Raw genomic sequence first — 22,760 nt, 5'->3', positions numbered from 1 at the left:
TACGCAATAATGCCTTGTGAAAGCAGAGCTTTGATGCAATCTCAGGACATTCTGATAAGATTGCCACGCTACTTTCAGTGGCTCACAATGACGTTAAAAAGAACCAAAAATATATATTTAATAATGACTAACATAAAACATTTAGCAATAATAATGGATGGTAATGCACGCTGGGCAGCTACGCATGACTTACCTAAATCTGAAGGACATAGAGCCGGAGCTGATAAAGTACATGAATTATTACCGGAATTTATTAACCTTAAAATACCATATGTTACGCTATATACTTTCTCTTCCGAAAACTGGCAACGCTCAACTACAGAAATATCTTTTTTAATGAAGTTATTAAACATTTATTTAAAAAAAGAGCTAGATAATTTACATAGAAATGGCATTAAAATAAAAGTAATAGGTAGGCTTAATTTATTAAGCGACTCATTGCAAAAACAAATAAATAATGCTATAGAATTAACGAAAGATAATAATAAATTAACTCTTTGTATAGCTTTTAGCTATGGTAGTCGTCAAGAAATAACAGACGCTTGCACTAAGATTATCGCAAGCGGTAAAACAGAAATTCTTGAGAGCGATATACAAAATGCGTTATATGATCCGGAAATGCCTGATGTAGATTTATTAATAAGACCTGGCGGTGTTTTTCGGATTAGTAATTTCTTACTTTGGCAAGCAGCTTATGCTGAACTATATTTTTCTCAAAAATATTGGCCTGATTTTAATAAAGAAGACATAATAAACGCTATAGATGATTATTCAAAAAGGAAAAGAACATTTGGCAAAAGATAAACAAAAATCAAATTTATATTTAAGAATACTGTCTGGTATAATATTAGTACCATCATTTGTGGTAGCCATATTATGGCTTAAACCTTTATTCTATGTTTTAATGATATTAGTAGCTATAGGAATGCTTAGCGAATGGTATGATATGACCCACTCCTCTATTATGTATCTAATAATAGGGTTAATTATTATCCCAATTCCCATAAGCTTGTTAATATCCTTAAGTAGCAATCCCATAAATAACTGGCTTATTATGCTTTATTTTTGCATAATTTGGTCGGTAGATACATTTGCGATGATTGGGGGCAAAACCTTGGGCGGTGCAAAACTTGCTCCAAAAATCAGCCCTAAAAAAACTTGGAGCGGCTTAATTACAGGAATATTATCGGCAGGTTTAGTTGCAACCTTAATTAGTTTTATACCAAGTTTTTACATTGAAAATTACTATTTCTCAAATAGGATTTATCTGTTTATAATTAGTTGTATGCTAGCTTTAATAGCTCAGCTAAGTGATTTATTTATTTCATATTTTAAACGAAAGTTTAATATTAAGGATAGCGGCGATATTATACCTGGTCATGGGGGAGTGTTAGATAGATTTGACAGTATAATTTTAACTGCCCCAATATTATTTTTTATAAATGGATTATATTTATGAGTATTTTTAATTCAATACTTTCAAATAATCATACAAAAAAAATAATTTTAAATATTTTTCTAGCATTGCTGCTAGGATATTTTGTTTTTCACTGCATTTACGGCAATAAAGGAGTTATTGCATATTTAAAAGTAAATAGACAACTTGAAAAAGCCTATGATGAATTGAAATTATTGCGAGCTGAACGAGTAGAGCTTGAACATAATGTTAAATTACTTAGAACCGAATCGTTAGATAAGGATATGCTAGATGAACAAGCACGCAAAGTTTTAGGTATAGCAGCTCCAAGCGAACAAGTTTTTAACACCAATAGCAAACCATAGGCTCATCACAGAAATTAAAATTTAACTGAAGAATATATTATGACTATTACGCTTTACCAAAACGATTTACCAGATGATTTTGAACTTGAAGGTGATTTAGCAATAGATACCGAAACGATGGGATTAAATTTATATAGAGATAAACTTTGTCTATTGCAGTTTAGTAACGGAAATGGTGATGCTCACCTTGTGCATTTTCTAGATCAAAACTATAATGCTCCTAACCTAAAAAATTTACTAAGTGATAAAGAACGTTGCAAGATATTTCATTTCGCAAGGTTTGATTTAGCAGCGATAAAAAAATATTTGGGAGTTGATTTAGAGAATATCTTTTGTACTAAAATATCTTCAAAGCTAGTTAGAACTTATACTGAAAGCCATGGGCTTAAGGATATATGTAGAGAATTGTTAGGAGTAAATATTTCCAAACAACAACAATCTTCTTATTGGGGTGCTGATAATCTATCTTCTGACCAACAAGAATATGCTGCTAAAGATGTGCTTTATTTGCATAAGTTAAGAGAGCATTTAATAGCAATGTTAGTTAAAGAAAATAGATTTGAACTTGCTCAAGACATCTTTAAATTTCTACCAACCAGAGCCAATTTAGATTTAGTCGGCTGGGATGAAGTTGATATCTTTACGCATTGAATTTTTTGATGCTATAAAACGTTATTGCGAGGAGAAACTGGTCTTGTTGCATGGCTCCGATGTCATCCCCGCTTAAGGCTTGCTTGCGGGGATCATTTCCCCCTGTCACCCCCGTGGCTTGGGAACTATAGGTCCAGCTAAAAAATATTAATATCTATTAATTAGTTAATAATTGTTAATGAGTTTTTTATTCTTATGTTGTGATAAATAAGATATATTAATAATTCATTTTAATTCAGAAATCTTATAATGCTTAAAATACCTATCGATAATATTATCATATTCTTATATCTGATATCAATTTTAGCCGTAGGTGTTTATTACCGAGCTAAAAACAGTAGCTTTAAAAATTATGCCAATGTAGAGAGTAAGGTTCAGAATAGCAAACTGCTATTAATAGCTACTATATTTGCAAGTTCTGTAGGAGGAGCTACTACTTTTGGTATTACAGAAAAAACTTTTTTAGGACATGCATATTATGCTTACGCTTTAATACTTACTATCCCGATAGATATCATAATCGCTATTTATGTAGTGCCACTAATTGCAAAACATCATGGGGCAGAAAGCATAGGCGATATAATGAGTATATATTATGGCAATCTAGGTCGCTTTATTGGCGGGGTTAGCTCTGTAATTGTATCGGTTGGATTTTTAGCAGCTCAAATAAGCGTCAGCGGTTATATTTTTCAATATATCTTAGAAATAAATTATATTGAGGGAGTAATTTTAAGCTATAGTATAGTACTTATATACACTACAATAGGTGGGCTGCAATCTATTGTTTTTACTAATTTACTGCAATTTTTTGCTATGATAATTGCGATACCTGTTGTCACTTTTATAGGACTAAACAAAATTGGTTCTATAAATCCTATAGGCGATTTGATTGTTGAAACTAATCCATCTAACTTATTTTCTTATATAATCGCTGCTGCTTTAAGCTTTAGCGTAATGAATCTATACCCTACCTTTATTCAAAGAGCTTTGATTAATAAAAACCCTACTCAAACGACTAAAGCAATATATACAAAATCGGTTATATATTTATTCTTTTTAATTTGTGTTACTTTAAACGGATTAATTGCTTATAAACTTTATCCAGAGCAACCATCAAGCTTAGTATTACCTTATCTGATCAATCAAATAATCCCGCCTTTAATTCAAGGCTTAGTCATAAGCGGGCTGCTTGCTGCTGTTATGTCTACTGCCGACTCTGACTTAAACGTTACTTCCATAGCTATTGTTAAAGACATAATTAACCCAATTCTAAAGGTAAAAAATGAGCAAAAACTATTATTAATTGCCCGAATTATTAACGTAGCAACAGGAAGCCTTGCTATAATTGCTGCCTTAAAATTCAGTAACGTAATAGATTTAGTAGTATTTTTTACTGGCTTTTGGGGACCTGTAATATTAGTACCGCTAGTAACAACGCTTTTTAGCATTAGAGTACCAACACAAATAATGGTTTTATCATCAATAAGCGGAGCAGCAACTTTTCTATTTTGGGAACATTATTCCTTATCTCTACAATATTTTAACCTCAGGGGAGTATTTATAGGAACGATGGTAAGCTGTTTTATATTTATGTTAGGTATAGTGTCATTGCTAAAGTAAAGGGGACCACTAAATTGCACGAAAAAGGGACCAGAGAATTTGGTGTAACCTAATAAGGTTATAATGTGCAATATTCACTAGATAATTAATTAAAATAAATATCTAGTGATACAATGATAAGAATAAATATGTACACAACAATTATCACCCTTTATAAGCAAGGCAACAGTCAAAGAAATATTGCCAAACTAACAAGGATAGACCGTAAAACAGTAAGAAAAATAATAAATCGTTACGTAGAGTCTGGTACAGAATATCCTGCACCCTATGAACGATCTTCAGCACTGGATTCTTGGCACGAACAAATAATTGAGTTATTAGAAAAGAATCTAAGTTACATAAGAATTTTTGAAGAGTTAAAAATTCAAGGTTATACAAAAAGTTATGGTTCGCTAACCCGTTATATCAAAAAATATAAGATTCAGAATAACAGTTGCATTCGTTTTCATACTTTAGCAGGAGAGGAAGCACAAGTAGATTTTGGTGACATAGGCTTACAGTATAATGCCCAAGGGCGTAGAGTTAAAGCATATGTGTTTAATATGCGTTTAAGCTATAGTCGCCTTGATTATTATGAAGTAGTGTTTGATCAAAGTTGTAAAACATGGATACAATGTCATATCAATGCATTTAATTATTTTGCTGGTAGTCCAAAAGTAATAAAACTTGATAATCTTAAAGCTGGGGTGGTAGATAGCAATTTCTATGAGCCTGTATATCAGAAGGAATACAAACGTTTAGCTGATCATTATGGGATTTTACTTTCTCCTTGTCGTATATATCAACCTCAAGAAAAAGGCAAAGTAGAATCAGGCATAAAGTATGTCAAAAATAATTTTTTTGCTGGACGTAAATTTCATAGATATGAAGAATTAATACACGATCTTGCAAACTGGTTAAATAAAGCAAATAACCGAATACATGGTACTACTAAAAAAATTCCTCAGGAACTATTTGAGCAAGAAGAAAGTAATAATTTAATGCCCTTACCATTAGAAACGTTTGATTTGTCATCGTGGCATAATCGAAAAGTAGCAAAAGATTGTCATATCACCATAGATAATAATTATTATTCCGTACCAGCAAAATATATATACAGTGAAGTATTGGTACAATTATCACCAAACCTTGTTCAAATATTTTCTATACAAAATGATTTAATAGCAAGGCACGTTAGAGTAGATGGCAAAGGAATATTTACCACTAATCCGTCTCATTATGCCAAATATAAACGTCTATGCCCAGGTTTTATAGAATATAGCGAACATTATCAACAACAAATGCAGCAGATAGGCAATAATTGCAGTTTATTATTAGAGTTATTACAACAAACACGAGTAAATGATTGGCAACGTTGTGCCAGAGGTATTATTTCTTTACGTAAGGTTTACAATGATGAGTTAATAGATAAAGCCTGTCATAGAGCATTACATTACGGTATAAGTTCTTACTCTAAAATTAAGAATATCTTAAATAGTAATGCAGTAAACTTACCATTGCCAGAGTTTGGAGGTCAGAATGCAGAACTTGCTTAATGACCTACGTAGTTTTAGATTATCAGGTATAGTCAATAGCTTAAATGAAAGGATTATTTATGCTCAAAATAATAAACTAGGATTTAAAGAATTTCTCTCACTATTATGTGAAGATGAAAAATCTCACCGTAAGGATAATAATTACCGTCGTCGTAAAAATGCTGCTAAATTACCGGTAACTAAAAATTTAGAAGACTTTGATTTTCAGTTCCAACCAAGTATTGATACCAAAGTAATAAGTGATTTATCTACTTGTGATTATATTAATACTAAGGGCAATGTCATATTCATAGGTAATTCTGGAACTGGCAAAACTCATCTTGCTATTGGATTAGCATTAAAAGCTTTAACACGAGAATACTCTGTATATTTTACTACGGTATCGGATATGCTTTATAATTTACATATTGCAAGAGCAGATAATAGCTATCACAAAAAAGTTAAATTACTCTTATCATTTGACTTATTAATTCTTGATGAGTTAGGTTTTAAGCAATTACCAAAACATTCAGTAGATGATTTTTTTAATATTATTGCTAAACGATATGAAAATAAATCTACCATTATCACCACAAACAAGGATTTTGAAAGATGGAATGAAATATTTGCTGATGAGTTATTAACTCATGCAATTATTGATCGAGTAGTACATCATGCACATATACTAAACATCACAGGTAAAAGTTATCGTATTAATAACTATAAATCTGGAGGTAATATGACATAAAAAATTTTAAATAAAGTGGTCCCTTTTTTACGTAATTTAGTGCTCCCTTTTTATTTGACAATGACATTTAGAAAATTCTGAATTAAAAAATATATTTGAACCAAAATTTTTTCCTACTTCTTTAGACATATTACAAGAAGCATTAAAATATTATTCTGAAAATATAAAATTACCTCTTACTCAATCAAAAGATTGTACATTAAAAATAACACAAGATAATAAATATATTATATCCAAAATATATGTAAAATTAAAAGAAGCTTTAGTTTGTGGTCAAGAAAATGCCGCTTGGTACTTAGCTCAATTTTATTATAATGGCTGGTTGGTTGAAAAAAATATTATTTATGGAGACTTTATACTTGCGATAGAAAAGCATTTTGAATCTAAAAAATGCTCTAATAGCGATTATAAAGGAGAAGATATTTTAACAGATTACTTACAAAAATTAGTTACAGTTTGTGCTAATTCTATTTCCAATAACAAGTATGTATACCGAGCAGGTATTAATGATACAACGAAGCACAATGCAGAATGTGACATTAATATACATTTAAACAATACTGATTTAAAAGACATATTTAATAGTTCAGAATCAACTATTATTCCCACAATTTCAGCTCCTTTACCTAGTACCACACACCAACCATCTAATACAGTAAGGCGAACTACTCAAAGCGATATAAAAGATTTCAAAAATAAAAAAACTACTAATATAAAAAAACAAAAAGTACAATAGATTATAATATTAAAGTTGAAAAAGATGAAGAAACAAATTCAGTATTAACAAGCAACAAACCTACTAATATACCAAAAACACAAAGCAAAGTAAATTATAACTCTGCTACTACTAAAAAGGTTGAAGAAAAAACTTTAGTATTAAGAGGCAATAATTATTATCATGAACAACTTGTTAATACACAAGAACCACGAAACACAATAAATATCGAAAATGATGATGATGGAACTCCAGTATTAGGAAAACAAGGATGTACTTGTTTAATAATGTAATAAATAGGATATATTTTGAAAATCGTAGAAATAAATAATAAAGAAATTTTTTATTTAATGCCTAAAAATCAGTTACTTGAAAAAGGTCTGCGACAAGTTGAGATATTATCTATTTTTGAGACAATTTGGGATTCTTATGCTGAAAAAACGATAAATTTATTATTTGAGTCGGCAGTTGAAAATCTAACCTGTGCTATGCTGCTTGGCGAAGAAAAAGCTATTTTGCCGCTTGCACAACTTTATTCTAAAGGTACTATTTATGGTATTTTGCCGGATTTAGTCTTTAGTGATTACATTATCTTGCTGGGTCGAAAACTTGAATATGAAATATGTAATGATATCCCTTTGCAACTTATCACTAATACTAAATATTTTGATAAACAGTTAGAAGATCTAGCTATTATTATTACTTCTAATACCTTATTTTACTATTCTAATTTTAGATGTATAGGGGAAGATATTAAAAAAAAATCGTTAGGGATTGTAATAAGCAGTTCAAAGAAGAATGGCATTTTTGTAAATTTGAATATCCTGATTTAACGTTATCATCTTTTGAGATATTGGAGGAAGAGCAGGATTCAGTAACTGTAACAAACTTTGGATGATAATAAATGTTTAATGTCTTGATTGGGTTCTCTTGCTGTCGCATGGCTTGGTTTTTCTGTCATTGCGAGAAAGTTATGTAATAACCAACGAAGCAATCTTAGGAGTTTTACTTCATGAGATTGCCACGCCACTTTCAGTGGCTCGCAATGACATCCATTTAATACAAAAACAACTTCTTCTGGCTCTTCGATTCTTCGTTTACATTATTGCTACTTTGCGGATAACCATGATCTAATGTTTTTAAATAATCCCCTATTGCTTTAGAGAATTCTTCCATTTTATAACGGAAGAAATGGTCAGCACCGCTAATAATTTTACATCCAAACTTAATATGAGCTTGTTGTTTAGATAACTTACTTGCTAAATCTTTTACTGCTTCAGCTGAAACTATACTATCACTATCACCTTGTAGTACAAATCCTGGAATAGGGCAAGGCGAAAGGAATGAAAAATCATATTTATTTACCGGAGGCGAAATAGCAATAAAGTTATTTATTTCAGGGCGTCTCATCACAAGTTGCATAGCTATCCATGCACCGAATGAAAACCCTAATACTAAATTAGACTGAGCGTTTGGATTATTCTGCTGTAACCAATCAAGTGCTGTTCCGGCATCTATAACCTCACCCACCCCATTATTAAAGTTACCCTCTGAATGCCCTACTCCTCTGAAGTTAATACGTAGAACTGTATAGCCATGCTCAGATAAAACTTTATAGGCGTTATACACTACTGTATTATTCATATCACCGCCATGCAAAGGATGGGGATGAAGAACCAATGCAACAGGAGCATTATATGCTTCTGCTTTTACATATATTCCTTCGATTCGCCCCTCAGGACCGTTAAAATAAATTCGCGACATAATTATTTGTAATATTTAATTTGTTTTTGTTAATAAACTTTGCGTCATTGCGAGCGGAAACTTTATCACTCTGTCATCCCGTGGCTTGACCACGGGATAACAACATTCTTTTATTCACATAGGCAATGCTTCCTCGCAATAACAACTCATCAAGAGAATACTGCCCTTTCGACTGCCTCAGCATTATGCTGCACTAAATCTTTCGCTATTTCCTTAGTAATCATCTTTTTCAGACCATTTTTAAGCTCATGACGAACACAACCAAGCATTTGCGGTTCAGCAACTATAATTAGTTCTTTATATTTAGCCTGATCTTGACCTACTGCTTTTTCTAAATGTTTTATAACGCTTTTTGCTGCTTCTTTGTGTTCTATATCTTTTAAAGAAGTATGAGGCTCAAACAATGAAGCAGGCGTAGATTTATTTTGGTATAAACTCTGTCTTTTTTCTCTATGGTGGTGATGCTCTTCCAAATCTAAAGGTAACTTTAAAGGCTTATTATTAGTAATTTTAACTCCTTGAGTATCGTAAAGCATCATTTGCTTACTATCGATCACTGCAATTAATTTTAATGCTGTTGTATTATTCATAATACCTCCATAAGAATAGTTGGTAATTGTATGATAATACTAATTATTTCTTAATCCAAGACTAATTTAATACAAATAACAAATTACATTAGTAATTTGCTATTCGAGTAAGTATTAATTTAATAATTTTTGCTTTTCACTATTAATTATCTCTTCAATCTTATCATTAAGAATCCGCACCTCGGTCTGTTCTACCTCTTCCCTTTCTATTACTCCAATAATTTTTACCTTTATAGTTCCAGGCTGTTTAAACCAAAAGCCTCTAGGCCAAAATAAGCCGGCATTATGTGCCATCATTACTATCGGCACTTTAGTAATAGAAGCAAGCTTTACAGCACTTGGCTTAAATTTTACTGTTCGATCAGGCGGAACTTTTGTTGATTCAGGAAATATTATTAACCATAAACCTTCCTTGATTTTTTCCTCACCCTCTCTTAAAATTTGGGCAACTGAACTATTAGTGCCACGATTTACTGCAATCGGCTTAACCATACGAAGTCCCCAACCAAGTAGCGGTATATTAAATAGCTCACGTTTTAATACCCACGAATGTTTAGGGATAATAAGCTGCATAAACATCTGATCCCAAAAGGATTGATGGTTAGATACAACTATTGAAATGGTTTTAGGTAATTTCTCAAGCCCCTCTACCTCATATTTCAAACCACAACAAATTTTTGCAAGCCACACAAAAGCATAAGAAAAGATAACAGCGATCCTATATCTTATTTGATAGTTGACATTGAAAAACGTTACGGGTATGTAACATATAAGAAAAAAGATAAAAGTAAATAACGATAATAATCCGTAAAATGATAAAATTCTTAAACGCCAAAGCATATAGTAAAAATTAAATATTAATTTGGTATATATACATATATTTGTTAATGAATACAATAATAAAGGTATAAAATGAAAAAAACTGTTCTTTCAGGTGTGCAAGCTACTGGTTCTTTGCATCTTGGTAACTATTTAGGCTCGATTCGAAACTGGGTTAAAATGCAGGAAGAATATAATTGTTTTTTCTTTTTGGCTGATCTGCATTCTATTACTGTTGATATAGCACCTAGTGAACTTAAAAGATCGGTTATAGAGACACTTGCGATTTATTTAGCAGCAGGCCTTGACCCTAATAAAGTCACAATTTTTGCTCAGAGTATGGTAAAAGAACATGCTGAACTTGCTTGGTTGCTGAATTGCGTAACACCGCTCGGCTGGTTAAAACGCATGACGCAGTTTAAGGATAAGGCTGGAAAGGACCAAGAAAAAGCATGCCTTGGGCTTTTTTCCTATCCGGTACTTATGGCTGCTGATATACTGATATATAAGGCCGATATAGTGCCTGTTGGTGAGGACCAAAAGCAGCATTTGGAACTAACTAGAGATATCGCCGGCGTAATTAATAGGAAGTTTAATAAGGAAATTTTAAAAGTACCTGATGTTTTAATTGGTGGCTCAGGAACAAGAATTATGAGTCTTAGAGATGGCAGTAAAAAAATGAGCAAATCCGATTCTTCAGATTTTTCTCGTATTAATTTAAAAGATGATAATGATCTTATTCATCAAAAAATTAAAAAAGCCAAAACAGATCATTTAAGTTTTGTTAGTTATGATAAAGAAGCAAGACCAGAGATTAGTAATTTATTAGACATCTATACAAGCTTATCAGAAGAAAAACTTGAGAATATAATTCAGAATTATGAGAATCAAGGCTTTGCAAAATTTAAAGAAGATTTAGCAGAAATTATTATTACAAATCTGCAACCGATGCGTGATAAATATTTAGAGTTAATTAATGATCAGGAATATTTACTCAAAATACTTCACCAAGGTGCAGAGAAAGCAAGAATTAGAGCGTCTGAAACTGTAAATGAGTTAAAAGAACAATTTGGCTTCGTGATATGAAGTAGATTTTGAGAGATACCAAATCGTCATTGCGAGGAAATTACGGAGTAATTGACGAAGCAATCTCAGGAATTTTATACTGTTTTATGAGATTGCCGCGTCGATGCTAGCATCTCCTCGCAATGACGAAAAAACCGCTCCACACAACAATGCTGATTTAATAAGACCTTGCCATCAATTTTTTTAAATTAAACGAGCATAGTAAAGATTTTTTACGATTTTTCTTGAATTATGCTATATTTTTTGCTATGAATCTTCTTGGATAGGTGGCCGAGCGGTTTAAGGCACTAGTCTTGAAAACTGGCGTACGGGCAACCGTACCGTGGGTTCGAATCCCACCCTATCCGCCAACCTAAAAAACCCTTTATTCCTCATAGTTTAGCTGTTGAAAAAGCAAAAATATCATCAAATATTTTTTCAAAAGATTCCCTGCTTATAAAATAATATTTATATTTTTTGGTAAATATTTAGAATATCTTTCTAAAGAATTTTTTATTGCTTCAAAGGATATTGTAAAAAAATAATCTTTGTCTGTTTCATCTACTTTAATAGCTCCAAATCTTTCATGAAATCTCCAAACAGATTCATTTTCTTTTCTTACATCAAAGTGAGCCTTAGTAAAACCTAGGCTAAGTGCATAACTATATATGATTAAAGCTGACTCAATAGAGTAGCCACTTGATGTATTAGCCTTTAAAATCCATGATCCCCAACAAAATGAATCTTCTTGAGCATCATAAAGTCGTACTGTTCCAACTTGCTCTAAATTTTGATCTTGGATTAAAAAATATAATTGGGAATTATCTTGCTTATATTTTTTAATCCATTCAATTTGTTGTAATAAATCGTTAGAGGTTGAAGAGAGATATTTAGATTTAGTAGTATCAGTTCTTAGGTTTAAAATAAACGAACTATCTTCTACCTCTACATCACGTAATATTAGGTGATTGCCAATAATTTGTTTGGGTTTTATAAAGCTTATTTGGGGCATAGGGATTTGAAAAAATAATTATTTTAATTTCAAATAAAAATATTTTGATATTTACAATTATGCAAGAAAATAATATAATAAACGCTTTATTAGGAACTAATTAGTTGATATATATTTTGAACATGTAATTTTGTTGCTAAGCTAATTAGTTATAGGTATTACTCCTCTTGCCTAATCTCAAATTCATTTTGACTGTATACTCATTATTAATTTAAAGAATTAGTTCTACAAAACTTCAAGGAATTCATATTTTAGTTCCTTGCTTTACTTTTAACTCTCTAAGTTATTTGATATATACAAATTATTACTTTAAATCTTGTAATTTATGATTATCTTAAAAAAGATTCTAGCCAATTTAGACACAACAAAATATAAGCTAGCTAATATTTTAAATGGGTTAGGCATAAAAAGTGCTTCCTTAACTGTTAAAATTGAACCTAGAATATTATCTGCTGTTAATAAAATTTTATATTTGTTACGCTACGCTATATTTTGTGCTTCAAAATGTTTAATTTCAATTGCAATTTGGTTAAACCCTAAAAAACAAATATTTAGAGAAAATTTAGCTTCTTTGAGAACCATCCTTAAAATTAAAAAAATTAAATATGCAGGTCTAAGTATTCAAAAATCTCATGATTTAAATACAAACACTCAAGAAACTCAGGATGTAATTTTTAAAAGCCCTTTAAAAGACATTTTTAATTATTATTCTGTCTCTGAAGGATGTAAATTATTATCTCACAAAATAAAATTTTTTGATACTAACAAAACATTAAAATTAACTAAACCTAAAGTAATAAATAATGATTTTCATGTATCAGAAAAATATAATTGCACAATAAAATTACCAGATACTTATCTTGCAGAAATAAATAATGCAATTGTAATCGGGGGTACAGATCTAATATTAAGTAATAATACAGCTTTATATGATGGTCTTGATAATAATGATCAGTATATTATTTATGGCGAAGAAAGCAACTTCTATCTTAAAAAATATGTTTACCATATTAAATCTATAGGTATTGTAAATAAGATTAATGAAAAAAACTTGTCATTTGAAATAATAAAAAATCCCCAAGTTATTGATAGCGGTATTCATCTTGTTAAAGATCATTCCAAAAACTACTATCATTGGATTGTAGAATGTTTACCAAGGCTTAGTTTAATTCAAGGATTAGACAAAAAAATACCATTATTAATTGACGAAGATCATTATCCTCAATCATTAGAACTCCTAAAAATGTTCAATTTGGATAATAGAGATTTAATAAAGCTTGAAAAAAAAAACGGATATTTAGTAAAAAAGTTATATTATCCCTCCCCATTATCCTTAATTAAAGATAATGTTAATGCACCTGATTATTCAAATGCAGTAGTGGTTGCTCCCAAAGCAATACAGTTTGTAAAAAAGGTAATATCTAAACAATTTAATAACCCTAAAAAGGCATTTCGTAAACTTTATATATCAAGAAAAAGAGCTACATATAGAAAATTACTCAATAGTGAAGAAATTGAAAATTTCTTGATTACTCAAGGATTTGAAATTGTTTACCCAGATTTTTTATCAGCCCAGGCACAAATTGAATTATTCTCAATGGCACAAGTTATTATCGGTCCTACGGGTGCGGGTATGGTTAATTTAATTTTCGCTCCTAAAGATTGTAAAATATTAATTTTAAGTAGTAACGTACAAGAAGCGAATTTCCGAGTATTTCATTCTTTAGCTATGAGCCTAGAAATGGATTTAAAATTTTTGATAGGAGCTCATACCAATACTCAAATCATATCACCTATGCATTCAGATTATAGTATTGATATAGATTTATTAAGCAAATATGTAAATTCTCTACAAAACTAAGGCTTGTAGTTAGTACATATTTAATGTATAAGATACTAATAATTTTATCCACAACAACTTATTAAATAGTTTATGAAAGGTATAATTTTAGCAGGCGGTTCTGCTACTAGGCTTTACCCTGCTACAAAATCTTTATCAAAGCAGCTCTTAACGGTTTATGATAAACCGATGATTTATTATCCTATTTCAGTATTAATGCTTTCTGGAATCAAGGAAATCCTAATTATTACTAACAGTGTATTTCTTTCTTTATATCAAGATCTATTAAATGATGGTAGTCATTTAGGCATTAATATTCAGTATGCTATACAAGATACTCCTACAGGTCTTGCGGATGCTTTTATAATAGGTGAAGATTTTATAGGAGATTCTAATGTTTGCTTAATTCTTGGGGATAACATTTTTTATGGTCAAGGACTAGTATCAATATTACAAAATGCTAGATCTTTACAAGAAGGAGCGAAAATTTTTGGTTATTATGTTAAAGATCCAGAAAGATATGGGATTGCTGAGATTTCTTTTCCTAGCTGTAAAGTATCAAGTATTGAAGAAAAACCTCAAAACCCTAAATCAAATTATGCTATAACCGGTTTATACTTTTTTGATAATTCAGTAATTAAAAAAGCAAAAGCAGTTAAACCTTCAAAGCGTGGGGAATTAGAAATTACATCAGTTCTTCAAGCTTATTTAGAGGAAAATAACTTAAATATAGAAGTATTTGGACGTGGCGTAGCTTGGTTAGATACAGGTACATATGATAGTTTACTCGAGGCATCGAATTTTATTGCTACTATCGAAAAAAGACAAGGATTAAAAATTGCCTGTTTAGAAGAGGTAGCATATAATTGTAAATATATAGATGCAGAAATGTTGCTAAAACTAGCTGAACTTAGCCCTAATTCCGATTATTGTAAATATTTAAAAAATATTTATTCTCACCCTAGCTTTTCTATTTTAAATACACAAAAATAAAATCTTTAAAAATGCAGAGAAAATAAAAATGGATAAAGTTATTTTAATTACAGGAGGTGCCGGATTTATTGGTAGCCATTTAGTAGAATATTTTTTAAATAAATATAATAATTACTATATTATTAACTTAGACGCCTTAACTTATGCTGCTGATATCAAACGCCTTGATCATATTAGCAATAAACAAAATTATAAATTTATTCATGGCAATATTTGCCAAATCGACTTAATAGAAAATTTATTTAAAGAATATAATATATCCGATGTAATTCATTTAGCAGCAGAATCGCATGTAGATAATTCATTAGCTAATCCAAGAATTTTTATAGAAACTAATATACAAGGTACTTTCAACTTACTAGAATCTGCAAGAAATCACTGGTCATCACAAGATAATATAAACTCCAGATTTTTACATATTTCTACTGATGAAGTATATGGTAGCTTAGGTGATACAGGTTATTTCTCTGAAAATTCTCCTTATGCTCCAAATTCCCCTTATAGTGCTTCTAAAGCTTCTAGTGACTTTTTAGTTAGAAGTTACTTTCACTCATATAATTTACCGACAATAATTAGCAATTGTTCAAACAATTATGGACCAAGGCAACATAATGAAAAATTAATTCCTACTATTATTAGAAAAGCCTTAAATAGTGAGCCAATCCCAATTTATGGTAATGGAAAAAATATTAGAGATTGGTTGTATGTAGAGGATCATTGCTCTGCTTTAGACCTTATTTTCCATAAAGGCGTGGTAGGTGAAAACTACAATATAGGTACACGTAACGAACAAACTAATTTAGAACTTGCTAATAAAATTTGTAATATTTTGGATGAATTAAGACCTAACCCTAATTCTACACCTTATGCAAAACAAATAACATACGTAACAGATAGAGCGAGTCACGATTTCAGGTATGCTATCAATAATACAAAACTATGCTCAGAATTAAATTGGTCTTCTAAATTTTCTTTTATGGATTCATTAAGATTAACTGTAGAATGGTATATTAATTATTATGAATCACAGTTATAAATTAATTGAAATTCCACGTTTTGATGACGATAGAGGGAGCTTATCCTTTGTTGAGCTAGGACAAATTTTAGATTTTCCTATACATCGTGTTTACTGGCTTTATAATTTAAAAAAAGATCGCGGCGGGCATGCACATAAAAATTTAAAACAATTTATTTTTTGTACTCATGGCTCGGTAGATTTCGTTTTAGATGATGGAGAGTATAAAACAACCATTACTCTTGATGCACCGAATAAAGGTTTATACATTCTAAAACCTTTATGGCGGGAAATAACAAATATAAAAAATAATCCTCAAGTAATTATCTGTGCTTCAGAAAACTACCAAGAAAGCGATTATATTAGATCATACGAAGAATTTAAATTATGGAAATCAAATTTTTAGACTTAAAAAGTGCTTACACTGAAATTAAACAAGAAGCAGATAAATTATGGCAAGATGTAAATAACGATGCTTCATATCTTTTGGGAAATCGTTTAGAAAAATTCGAACAAGAATTTGCAAGTTACTTAGGAGTAAAGCATGTAATTGGCGTAGCAAACGGTCTTGATGCATTAGTTTTAAGCCTTAAGGCACTAGGCATAGGTGCTGGCGATGAGGTAATAGTGCCTGCCCATACTTTTATAGCTTCATGGCTTGCTGTTTCCGAAATTGGAGCAGTACCTGTTCCAGTTGAAGTTTACAAAGATACTTATTTATTAGACCCTTCAAAAATTGAGCATGCTATAACAAGTAAAACACGTGCAATTATGCCGGTTCATTTATATGGGCGTGTATGTGATATGCAGCTAATTTTAGCTATAGCAAAAAAATATAATCTGAAAATTATAGAAGATGCTGCTCAAGCACATGGAGCTATAGATTTAGTTAGCGGAAAAAAAGCTGGATCATTCGGAGATTGCAATGGTTTTAGTTTTTATCCAGGTAAAAATCTAGGTTGTTTTGGTGATGGTGGATGTATATCAACAAATGATGATAAAATTGCTGATACACTAAAACTACTACGTAATTACGGAAGTAAAGTACGCTATAGTCATGAAATAATTGGCAAAAACAGTAGATTAGATGATTTGCAAGCAGGAATACTTTCTATTAAATTAAGATATCTTAATGAATGGAATAAAAAAAGACAAAGAATTGCTAAAATTTATTTACAAGAATTAAATATTAATGATATAGTTTTACCTCAATATGATGACGGTAATGTATGGCATATATTTCCTATAATGACTAAAAAACGAGATCAATTAAAAGATTATCTTGTTAGTCAGGGGGTACAAGTTATAATTCACTACCCTACCCCAATATACTTACAACCTGCTTATCAAAATATGAATTTAAAAGTTGGTTCTTTTGAATTAACTGAAAAAATTAGCTCAGAAATTCTTAGTTTACCAATAGGACCTCATTTGACTGAAGAAGAGGCTATATTATGTACAAAAAAAATTAAAGAGTTTTTTAATAGGATTGGTTAAAGTTTATTAATTAAATATAAATGGATATAAAATGAAGAAGTTAGCAATAATATTATTACTGACCATAGGATTTGGTATGGAGTCTTTCGGAGCAAAAAACGCTACTGTTAATAAACCCATATTAAAAGTAAAATTACTTAATAGCTTACCCAGGATCAGGAATTATATCCCCTATTTATGATATATTAAATGAAAAATATGAAGTAATAGTCGTTAATGCTGAAAAAAGTAGTGAAAAATATGACCTAATAATTGATGGTGTATATGGCAATGCTCCGATGAAGCCTAATGAAAAAGCTATAAAAATGTATTATACGGCAGAAGCAATTTTACCAGATTTAAAAGATTATGATTTAACTCTCGGATTTGATTATATAGATGATCCAAGGTATTTTAGATTACCATATTATTATTTAAGTGGACTTTGGGCTGATAAATTAGTAGCAAACAGCAACACGAGACTAACTAATGGAACTTGTAATCCTAATAAAAAGAACTTTGCTTGTTTTCTCGTTAGTAATGGATATACAAATGATACACGTACTAATAACCCTTTAGATGGAGTTAAGGCAAGGGATCATTTATTTCATAAATTATCTTCTTCTTATAATAAAAAAGTTCTTAGTGGTGGAAGACATTTAAATAATATTGGTAGAAATCTAGAAATTAGCGAAACTATGGAGTGGTTATCTAATTGTAAATTTGTTATTGCTTATGAAAATCAAACACATAATGGGTATATGACTGAAAAGCTATTTCAAGCATATTTCGCCGGTGCTATACCAATATATTATGGTGATAAAACTGCGGTATTACAAGATATAAATAAGGATGCTATAATTTATGCAGGCGATTTTAATACGGAAGATGATTTAGTTGATTATATTAAAAAAGTAGATAATGATGATTCATTATATTGTGACATTTGGAATAAAAACCTGTTGATAGATCCAAGTAAGGATTGGTCGGTAGTAAAAGATAAATTACGTACTAAAATATTACAATTGTTAGATGAAAAACTTAAAAAGTAAATGTATGAAAAACAAAAAAAATTTATATGTGCTATATTTTTTATAGCATTAGTCATTTTTCTAGCTTTTTATACAAAAAAATATTATAAGCACTATAATTTTAATAATATTGTACAAGAAAAATATAAATACCAATATGATTTTGCGGTACTAAATAAATCTTTTACTAGAGATTTAAATAGAAGCTTACATCTATATGAATCATTTGAAAAATATTTTGTCGATGCTGAAAATACACAATTTTATGTTGTAGTCGGTAAGGATGAACTTGACTTATTCAAAAACGCTTTTGTTGATCTTAAAAATAAAGGTACTATACAACGAATGCCTAATTTTATGACAGAAAATGAAGTGTTAGAAAAATGTGGCGAGCCTGATGTGACAATTCAAGGCAATTGGACACAACAAGTTTGTAAATTATGTTTTGGTACTTTAGGGATAGCAAAAAATTATATAACTATAGATTCTCAGATACTTACTTTACTAAAAAATTTAATAAATCTGTTTTATTTCATGGTGATACAATTAAAACTTGGGCTTTAAAAAAACTTCGGAAAAAATAGAATCAGATAAGAAGTATAAAATGTATTTTCCTACCATGAGCTGTAAGCGTAATCAAGGTATAGCAATAGATACTAAATTAACTTGGCACGATTCATTAACTTTTATGAAACAGTTCTTTGGGGGCAATAAAATTGATGAGAATTATATTTTTGTTACTACACATCAGTTTTTTAGTTCCGATGCTATTAATAGAATGAAAAATTTTATTAAAAATAAAGGATATAATTTTGCAACCCTTATTTTTTAATACCTTTTGAATTTCAATGGTACGGTGAATATGTACTTCAGCACGAACCTTTCTTCATAGGAGAGGGAGTATTTTCTTTAATAGATAATGAAAGTGATTGTATCCCAGAAGAAGGATATGACAGACATTATGGCGTTACTTATCAAGCAATTATATATCTAGACCCAAGCCGCTGTGAACCTGGCCAAACTCAATGTGATAGAAAGGAAATTATCTATAAACGACCTGACCATTGCCCTGCTTTAAAATAGCAAATTATTGGCTTGTGAACATTCACGTTTTTTTAAATTTATGATGCTTAAAATTATAACACCGTAAACGCTCACACATTAAACCTTACAAATATAGTAACTTATTATTTTTTAGATTTATCTATATAAGCTTTGTTACTAATTAAACCCATACCATAAGTTTTACAGTATTCAAGCATTTCAATTGAATCAGGATGCTCCGCTCCAAAATCTATGATTTGTGGTTTAGCAAAAAATTTATAGTTAAGCGTGTCTTTTCTTTTAACGCCAGTTTAGGATAAGAGTGTAAGGAATAAAGATAATAAAGCAGGGTATTTACAAGAGAGGAGTGTTGAGTTACATAGATTTTGAATCAAAAAAATATGCACTCAACAATGAAAAGATGTATCATAACTCTATTTTGTATAATAGATAATTATTGTAAAGTTTACGAAGAATGGGAAGAAAGCAAATTAATACCCAGCGTTAGGAAGCGTAGGAGATCAGGGAGTTTAAGGCTTTCAGAACTATATAACTATAGTATTATATTTTTATATATCTCCATGCAAAGATTTTAAGAATTATTATTTATATCATCTATCATGTAAATATAGAGGATATTTTAGTCTTCCTAGTTACAGTCGGATAATCCAGTTGTGGCCAAGATTAGTATTACCTTTAACTATAATGTTACAATTATTTACAGGAGATGAGACTGGTATATATTTTGTTGATTCAACCAAATTATCGATATGTCATGCAAAACGTACAAATAATAATAAAGTGTTTAGTGGCATTGCTAAAATAGGTATGAGTAGTTACGGATGGTTTATGGGATTTAAATTACATATTGTAATTAATAATAAAGGTCAGATTATGGCAATTAAAATAACAAAGGGTAATGCTAGTGATTTATCTGCTGTAGACTCAATTACCAAAGGATTATGGGGTAAATTATTTGGAGACAAGGCTTATATTTCTAAGGAAATGTCCGCTAAATTATTTAGTCGTGGGCTACGGTTATTTACTGGGATTCGCAAGGATATGAAAAATCATTTATTAGATATAGAAGATAAAATACTCTTAAAAAGCAGATCAATAATTGAATCAGTATTTAATGTACTAAAAAACAGCATGAACCTTGAACATTCAAGACATCGCTCCCCTATTAATTTCTTAGTTCATATACTTTCTTGCGTAAATGCTTTTAATTTCAATAAATCTAAAAAATTTCTAACACTACTTGCTTATCCTCAGACCTCCTTATCCTAAACTGGCGTTTTTACACGCAACCTTTGCTCCTTTAAGATTTACTTCGCTTACTTGTGCTACATTCTTATAATTTCTTCTATAAACATTAAAATATATACCTCGTGCATCCATATAGCTATCTAAAGCTTCCTCAAGCTTACCGCTCGCAAATAATATATCCCCTCTTATTGTGCATGTAATGGCTATTGCAGGGTTGAATACATCAGGCATTCTTCTACTCATAAAATTTTTATCATTATTCTTAAAGATCTCTAATGCCTTATTTGCATATTCTAAAGCTTTATCTTTTTCACCTAAACCAAATAATGCTATTGCTTTTTGAGAATATATTTTGCCAAATATTTCATTAGTTTCTTTTTGAACATTTTTTTGCATACTATATATTTGCTCTACTTGATTAAGAGCTTCTTGATATTTACCAAGGCTATTTAATGTTTCAGCTTTTATCATATATCTACCAGTAAGCAATAAAGCATTAGGTGACAATCCATTAGATATACTATTTTCTATAGAATTATTAATCTGCTTTAATACTGTCATTGTCAAATAAAAAGGGAGCACTAAATTACGTGAAAAAGGGACCACTTTATTTAAAATTTTTTATGTCATATTACCTCCAGATTTATAGTTATTAATACGATAACTTTTACCTGTGATGTTTAGTATATGTGCATGATGTACTACTCGATCAATAATTGCATGAGTTAATAACTCATCAGCAAATATTTCATTCCATCTTTCAAAATCCTTGTTTGTGGTGATAATGGTAGATTTATTTTCATATCGTTTAGCAATAATATTAAAAAAATCATCTACTGAATGTTTTGGTAATTGCTTAAAACCTAACTCATCAAGAATTAATAAGTCAAATGATAAGAGTAATTTAACTTTTTTGTGATAGCTATTATCTGCTCTTGCAATATGTAAATTATAAAGCATATCCGATACCGTAGTAAAATATACAGAGTATTCTCGTGTTAAAGCTTTTAATGCTAATCCAATAGCAAGATGAGTTTTGCCAGTTCCAGAATTACCTATGAATATGACATTGCCCTTAGTATTAATATAATCACAAGTAGATAAATCACTTATTACTTTGGTATCAATACTTGGTTGGAACTGAAAATCAAAGTCTTCTAAATTTTTAGTTACCGGTAATTTAGCAGCATTTTTACGACGACGGTAATTATTATCCTTACGGTGAGATTTTTCATCTTCACATAATAGTGAGAGAAATTCTTTAAATCCTAGTTTATTATTTTGAGCATAAATAATCCTTTCATTTAAGCTATTGACTATACCTGATAATCTAAAACTACGTAGGTCATTAAGCAAGTTCTGCATTCTGACCTCCAAACTCTGGCAATGGTAAGTTTACTGCATTACTATTTAAGATATTCTTAATTTTAGAGTAAGAACTTATACCGTAATGTAATGCTCTATGACAGGCTTTATCTATTAACTCATCATTGTAAACCTTACGTAAAGAAATAATACCTCTGGCACAACGTTGCCAATCATTTACTCGTGTTTGTTGTAATAACTCTAATAATAAACTGCAATTATTGCCTATCTGCTGCATTTGTTGTTGATAATGTTCGCTATATTCTATAAAACCTGGGCATAGACGTTTATATTTGGCATAATGAGACGGATTAGTGGTAAATATTCCTTTGCCATCTACTCTAACGTGCCTTGCTATTAAATCATTTTGTATAGTGTCATTGCTAAAGTAAAGGGGACCACTAAATTGCACGAAAAAGGGACCAGAGAATTTGGTGTAACCTAATA

The 22,760-nt window shown here is 30.3% G+C and carries 26 protein-coding genes and 1 tRNA gene; 20 read left to right on the top strand and 7 right to left on the bottom strand.

Annotation, left to right across the window (positions count from 1 at the left end; genetic code table 11):
* Positions 1-123: 123 nt before the first annotated feature.
* From uppS to AAGD54_RS03825, 9 genes are all read left to right on the top strand, one after another.
* Positions 124-804, top strand: coding sequence for a polyprenyl diphosphate synthase (gene uppS / locus AAGD54_RS03865; RefSeq protein ID WP_341788107.1), 681 nt, complete (start codon positions 124-126; stop codon positions 802-804).
* Positions 764-1,459: a phosphatidate cytidylyltransferase gene (locus AAGD54_RS03860; RefSeq protein WP_341788108.1), complete on the top strand. Its 696-nt coding sequence runs from the start codon at positions 764-766 to the stop codon at positions 1,457-1,459. The genes uppS and AAGD54_RS03860 overlap by 41 nt, the downstream gene beginning before the upstream one ends.
* Positions 1,456-1,782: a septum formation initiator family protein gene (locus AAGD54_RS03855; RefSeq protein WP_341788109.1), complete on the top strand. Its 327-nt coding sequence runs from the start codon at positions 1,456-1,458 to the stop codon at positions 1,780-1,782. Before AAGD54_RS03860 ends, AAGD54_RS03855 begins: the two co-directional genes overlap by 4 nt.
* Positions 1,783-1,821: 39 nt before the next feature.
* The gene (locus AAGD54_RS03850; RefSeq protein WP_341788110.1) at positions 1,822-2,433 is read left to right on the top strand and encodes a ribonuclease D; all 612 of its coding nucleotides are present in this window, start codon (positions 1,822-1,824) and stop codon (positions 2,431-2,433) included.
* 249 nt (positions 2,434-2,682) lie between these two features.
* Positions 2,683-4,053 carry a sodium:solute symporter family protein gene (locus tag AAGD54_RS03845; protein WP_341795053.1) on the top strand — a complete coding sequence of 457 codons (1,371 nt, stop codon included), beginning with the start codon at positions 2,683-2,685 and terminating at the stop codon, positions 4,051-4,053.
* A 128-nt stretch (positions 4,054-4,181) separates the two neighbouring features.
* The gene (gene istA, locus AAGD54_RS03840) at positions 4,182-5,588 is read left to right on the top strand and encodes an IS21 family transposase (RefSeq protein ID WP_341794291.1); all 1,407 of its coding nucleotides are present in this window, start codon (positions 4,182-4,184) and stop codon (positions 5,586-5,588) included.
* Positions 5,572-6,315, top strand: a complete 744-nt coding sequence (gene istB, locus AAGD54_RS03835) for an IS21-like element helper ATPase IstB (protein ID WP_341794290.1) — start codon at positions 5,572-5,574, stop codon at positions 6,313-6,315. Before istA ends, istB (AAGD54_RS03835) begins: the two co-directional genes overlap by 17 nt.
* A 322-nt stretch (positions 6,316-6,637) precedes the next feature.
* Positions 6,638-7,051 carry a hypothetical protein gene (locus tag AAGD54_RS03830; protein WP_341795052.1) on the top strand — a complete coding sequence of 138 codons (414 nt, stop codon included), beginning with the start codon at positions 6,638-6,640 and terminating at the stop codon, positions 7,049-7,051.
* 287 nt (positions 7,052-7,338) lie between these two features.
* Positions 7,339-7,863, top strand: coding sequence for a hypothetical protein (locus AAGD54_RS03825; RefSeq protein ID WP_341788150.1), 525 nt, complete (start codon positions 7,339-7,341; stop codon positions 7,861-7,863).
* Positions 7,864-8,086: 223 nt separating this feature from the next.
* On the opposite strand, the gene AAGD54_RS03820 is transcribed toward AAGD54_RS03825, so the two are convergent.
* The 3 genes from AAGD54_RS03820 to AAGD54_RS03810 all read right to left on the bottom strand — a co-directional run bounded on the left by AAGD54_RS03820 (position 8,087) and on the right by AAGD54_RS03810 (position 10,224).
* Entirely contained in the window at positions 8,087-8,794 is a 708-nt protein-coding gene (locus AAGD54_RS03820; RefSeq protein ID WP_341795051.1) for an alpha/beta hydrolase, read from the bottom strand.
* 149 nt (positions 8,795-8,943) lie between these two features.
* A complete protein-coding gene (locus AAGD54_RS03815; RefSeq protein ID WP_341795050.1) occupies positions 8,944-9,384 on the bottom strand; it encodes a host attachment protein in 441 nt (146 codons plus the stop codon).
* A gap of 114 nt (positions 9,385-9,498) precedes the next feature.
* Positions 9,499-10,224, bottom strand: a complete 726-nt coding sequence (locus tag AAGD54_RS03810; RefSeq protein ID WP_341790959.1) for a lysophospholipid acyltransferase family protein — start codon at positions 10,222-10,224, stop codon at positions 9,499-9,501.
* Between the two features lie 72 nt (positions 10,225-10,296).
* Here AAGD54_RS03810 and trpS point away from each other — a divergent pair, with 72 nt between their 5' ends.
* The gene (gene trpS / locus AAGD54_RS03805; protein ID WP_341795049.1) at positions 10,297-11,289 is read left to right on the top strand and encodes a tryptophan--tRNA ligase; all 993 of its coding nucleotides are present in this window, start codon (positions 10,297-10,299) and stop codon (positions 11,287-11,289) included.
* Positions 11,290-11,549: 260 nt separating this feature from the next.
* Positions 11,550-11,639: transfer RNA gene (locus tag AAGD54_RS03800), tRNA-Ser, on the top strand.
* 83 nt (positions 11,640-11,722) lie between these two features.
* Here the strand turns inward: AAGD54_RS03800 and AAGD54_RS03795 are convergent.
* Positions 11,723-12,280 carry a GNAT family N-acetyltransferase gene (locus tag AAGD54_RS03795; protein ID WP_341795048.1) on the bottom strand — a complete coding sequence of 186 codons (558 nt, stop codon included), beginning with the start codon at positions 12,278-12,280 and terminating at the stop codon, positions 11,723-11,725.
* A 325-nt stretch (positions 12,281-12,605) separates the two neighbouring features.
* Here AAGD54_RS03795 and AAGD54_RS03790 point away from each other — a divergent pair, with 325 nt between their 5' ends.
* The 9 genes from AAGD54_RS03790 (at position 12,606) to AAGD54_RS03750 (ending at position 20,969) form a co-directional block, all read left to right on the top strand.
* A complete protein-coding gene (locus AAGD54_RS03790) occupies positions 12,606-14,141 on the top strand; it encodes a glycosyltransferase family 61 protein (RefSeq protein WP_341795047.1) in 1,536 nt (511 codons plus the stop codon).
* Positions 14,142-14,213: 72 nt separating this feature from the next.
* Entirely contained in the window at positions 14,214-15,113 is a 900-nt protein-coding gene (gene rfbA / locus AAGD54_RS03785; protein WP_341795046.1) for a glucose-1-phosphate thymidylyltransferase RfbA, read from the top strand.
* A 28-nt stretch (positions 15,114-15,141) separates the two neighbouring features.
* Positions 15,142-16,149: a dTDP-glucose 4,6-dehydratase gene (gene rfbB, locus AAGD54_RS03780; RefSeq protein WP_341795045.1), complete on the top strand. Its 1,008-nt coding sequence runs from the start codon at positions 15,142-15,144 to the stop codon at positions 16,147-16,149.
* Positions 16,133-16,534: a sugar 3,4-ketoisomerase gene (locus AAGD54_RS03775; RefSeq protein ID WP_068041640.1), complete on the top strand. Its 402-nt coding sequence runs from the start codon at positions 16,133-16,135 to the stop codon at positions 16,532-16,534. Before rfbB ends, AAGD54_RS03775 begins: the two co-directional genes overlap by 17 nt.
* Entirely contained in the window at positions 16,516-17,625 is a 1,110-nt protein-coding gene (locus tag AAGD54_RS03770) for a DegT/DnrJ/EryC1/StrS family aminotransferase (RefSeq protein WP_341795044.1), read from the top strand. Before AAGD54_RS03775 ends, AAGD54_RS03770 begins: the two co-directional genes overlap by 19 nt.
* A gap of 140 nt (positions 17,626-17,765) precedes the next feature.
* The gene (locus AAGD54_RS03765) at positions 17,766-18,656 is read left to right on the top strand and encodes a glycosyltransferase family 10 domain-containing protein (RefSeq protein ID WP_341795174.1); all 891 of its coding nucleotides are present in this window, start codon (positions 17,766-17,768) and stop codon (positions 18,654-18,656) included.
* Complete coding sequence (locus tag AAGD54_RS03760) at positions 18,657-19,199, top strand: DUF6492 family protein (RefSeq protein WP_341795043.1); 543 nt, start codon at positions 18,657-18,659, stop codon at positions 19,197-19,199.
* 40 nt (positions 19,200-19,239) lie between these two features.
* Positions 19,240-19,467 (top strand): hypothetical protein, encoded by a 228-nt coding sequence (locus tag AAGD54_RS03755; RefSeq protein ID WP_341795042.1) that lies wholly within the window; start codon positions 19,240-19,242, stop codon positions 19,465-19,467.
* A 761-nt stretch (positions 19,468-20,228) separates the two neighbouring features.
* Positions 20,229-20,969, top strand: a complete 741-nt coding sequence (locus AAGD54_RS03750; RefSeq protein ID WP_341795150.1) for an IS982 family transposase — start codon at positions 20,229-20,231, stop codon at positions 20,967-20,969.
* On the opposite strand, the gene AAGD54_RS03745 is transcribed toward AAGD54_RS03750, so the two are convergent.
* The 3 genes from AAGD54_RS03745 to AAGD54_RS03735 are packed head-to-tail and all read right to left on the bottom strand — an operon-like array spanning position 20,961 to position 22,725.
* Positions 20,961-21,509, bottom strand: a complete 549-nt coding sequence (locus AAGD54_RS03745) for a tetratricopeptide repeat protein (protein ID WP_341795041.1) — start codon at positions 21,507-21,509, stop codon at positions 20,961-20,963. The two genes, AAGD54_RS03750 and AAGD54_RS03745, sit on opposite strands and share 9 nt — an antisense overlap.
* A 60-nt stretch (positions 21,510-21,569) precedes the next feature.
* A complete protein-coding gene (istB, locus tag AAGD54_RS03740) occupies positions 21,570-22,313 on the bottom strand; it encodes an IS21-like element helper ATPase IstB (RefSeq protein WP_341794290.1) in 744 nt (247 codons plus the stop codon).
* Positions 22,297-22,725 carry a hypothetical protein gene (locus AAGD54_RS03735; RefSeq protein WP_341795040.1) on the bottom strand — a complete coding sequence of 143 codons (429 nt, stop codon included), beginning with the start codon at positions 22,723-22,725 and terminating at the stop codon, positions 22,297-22,299. The genes istB (AAGD54_RS03740) and AAGD54_RS03735 overlap by 17 nt, the downstream gene beginning before the upstream one ends.
* Between the last annotated feature and the right edge of the window lie 35 nt (positions 22,726-22,760).

It is taken from the genome of Rickettsia endosymbiont of Rhinocyllus conicus (assembly GCF_964026465.1).
Taxonomy (GTDB): Bacteria; Pseudomonadota; Alphaproteobacteria; order Rickettsiales; family Rickettsiaceae; genus Rickettsia.
Note: the sequence above shows the minus strand (reverse complement) of the source record. Positions and strands in the feature narration are given on the sequence as shown.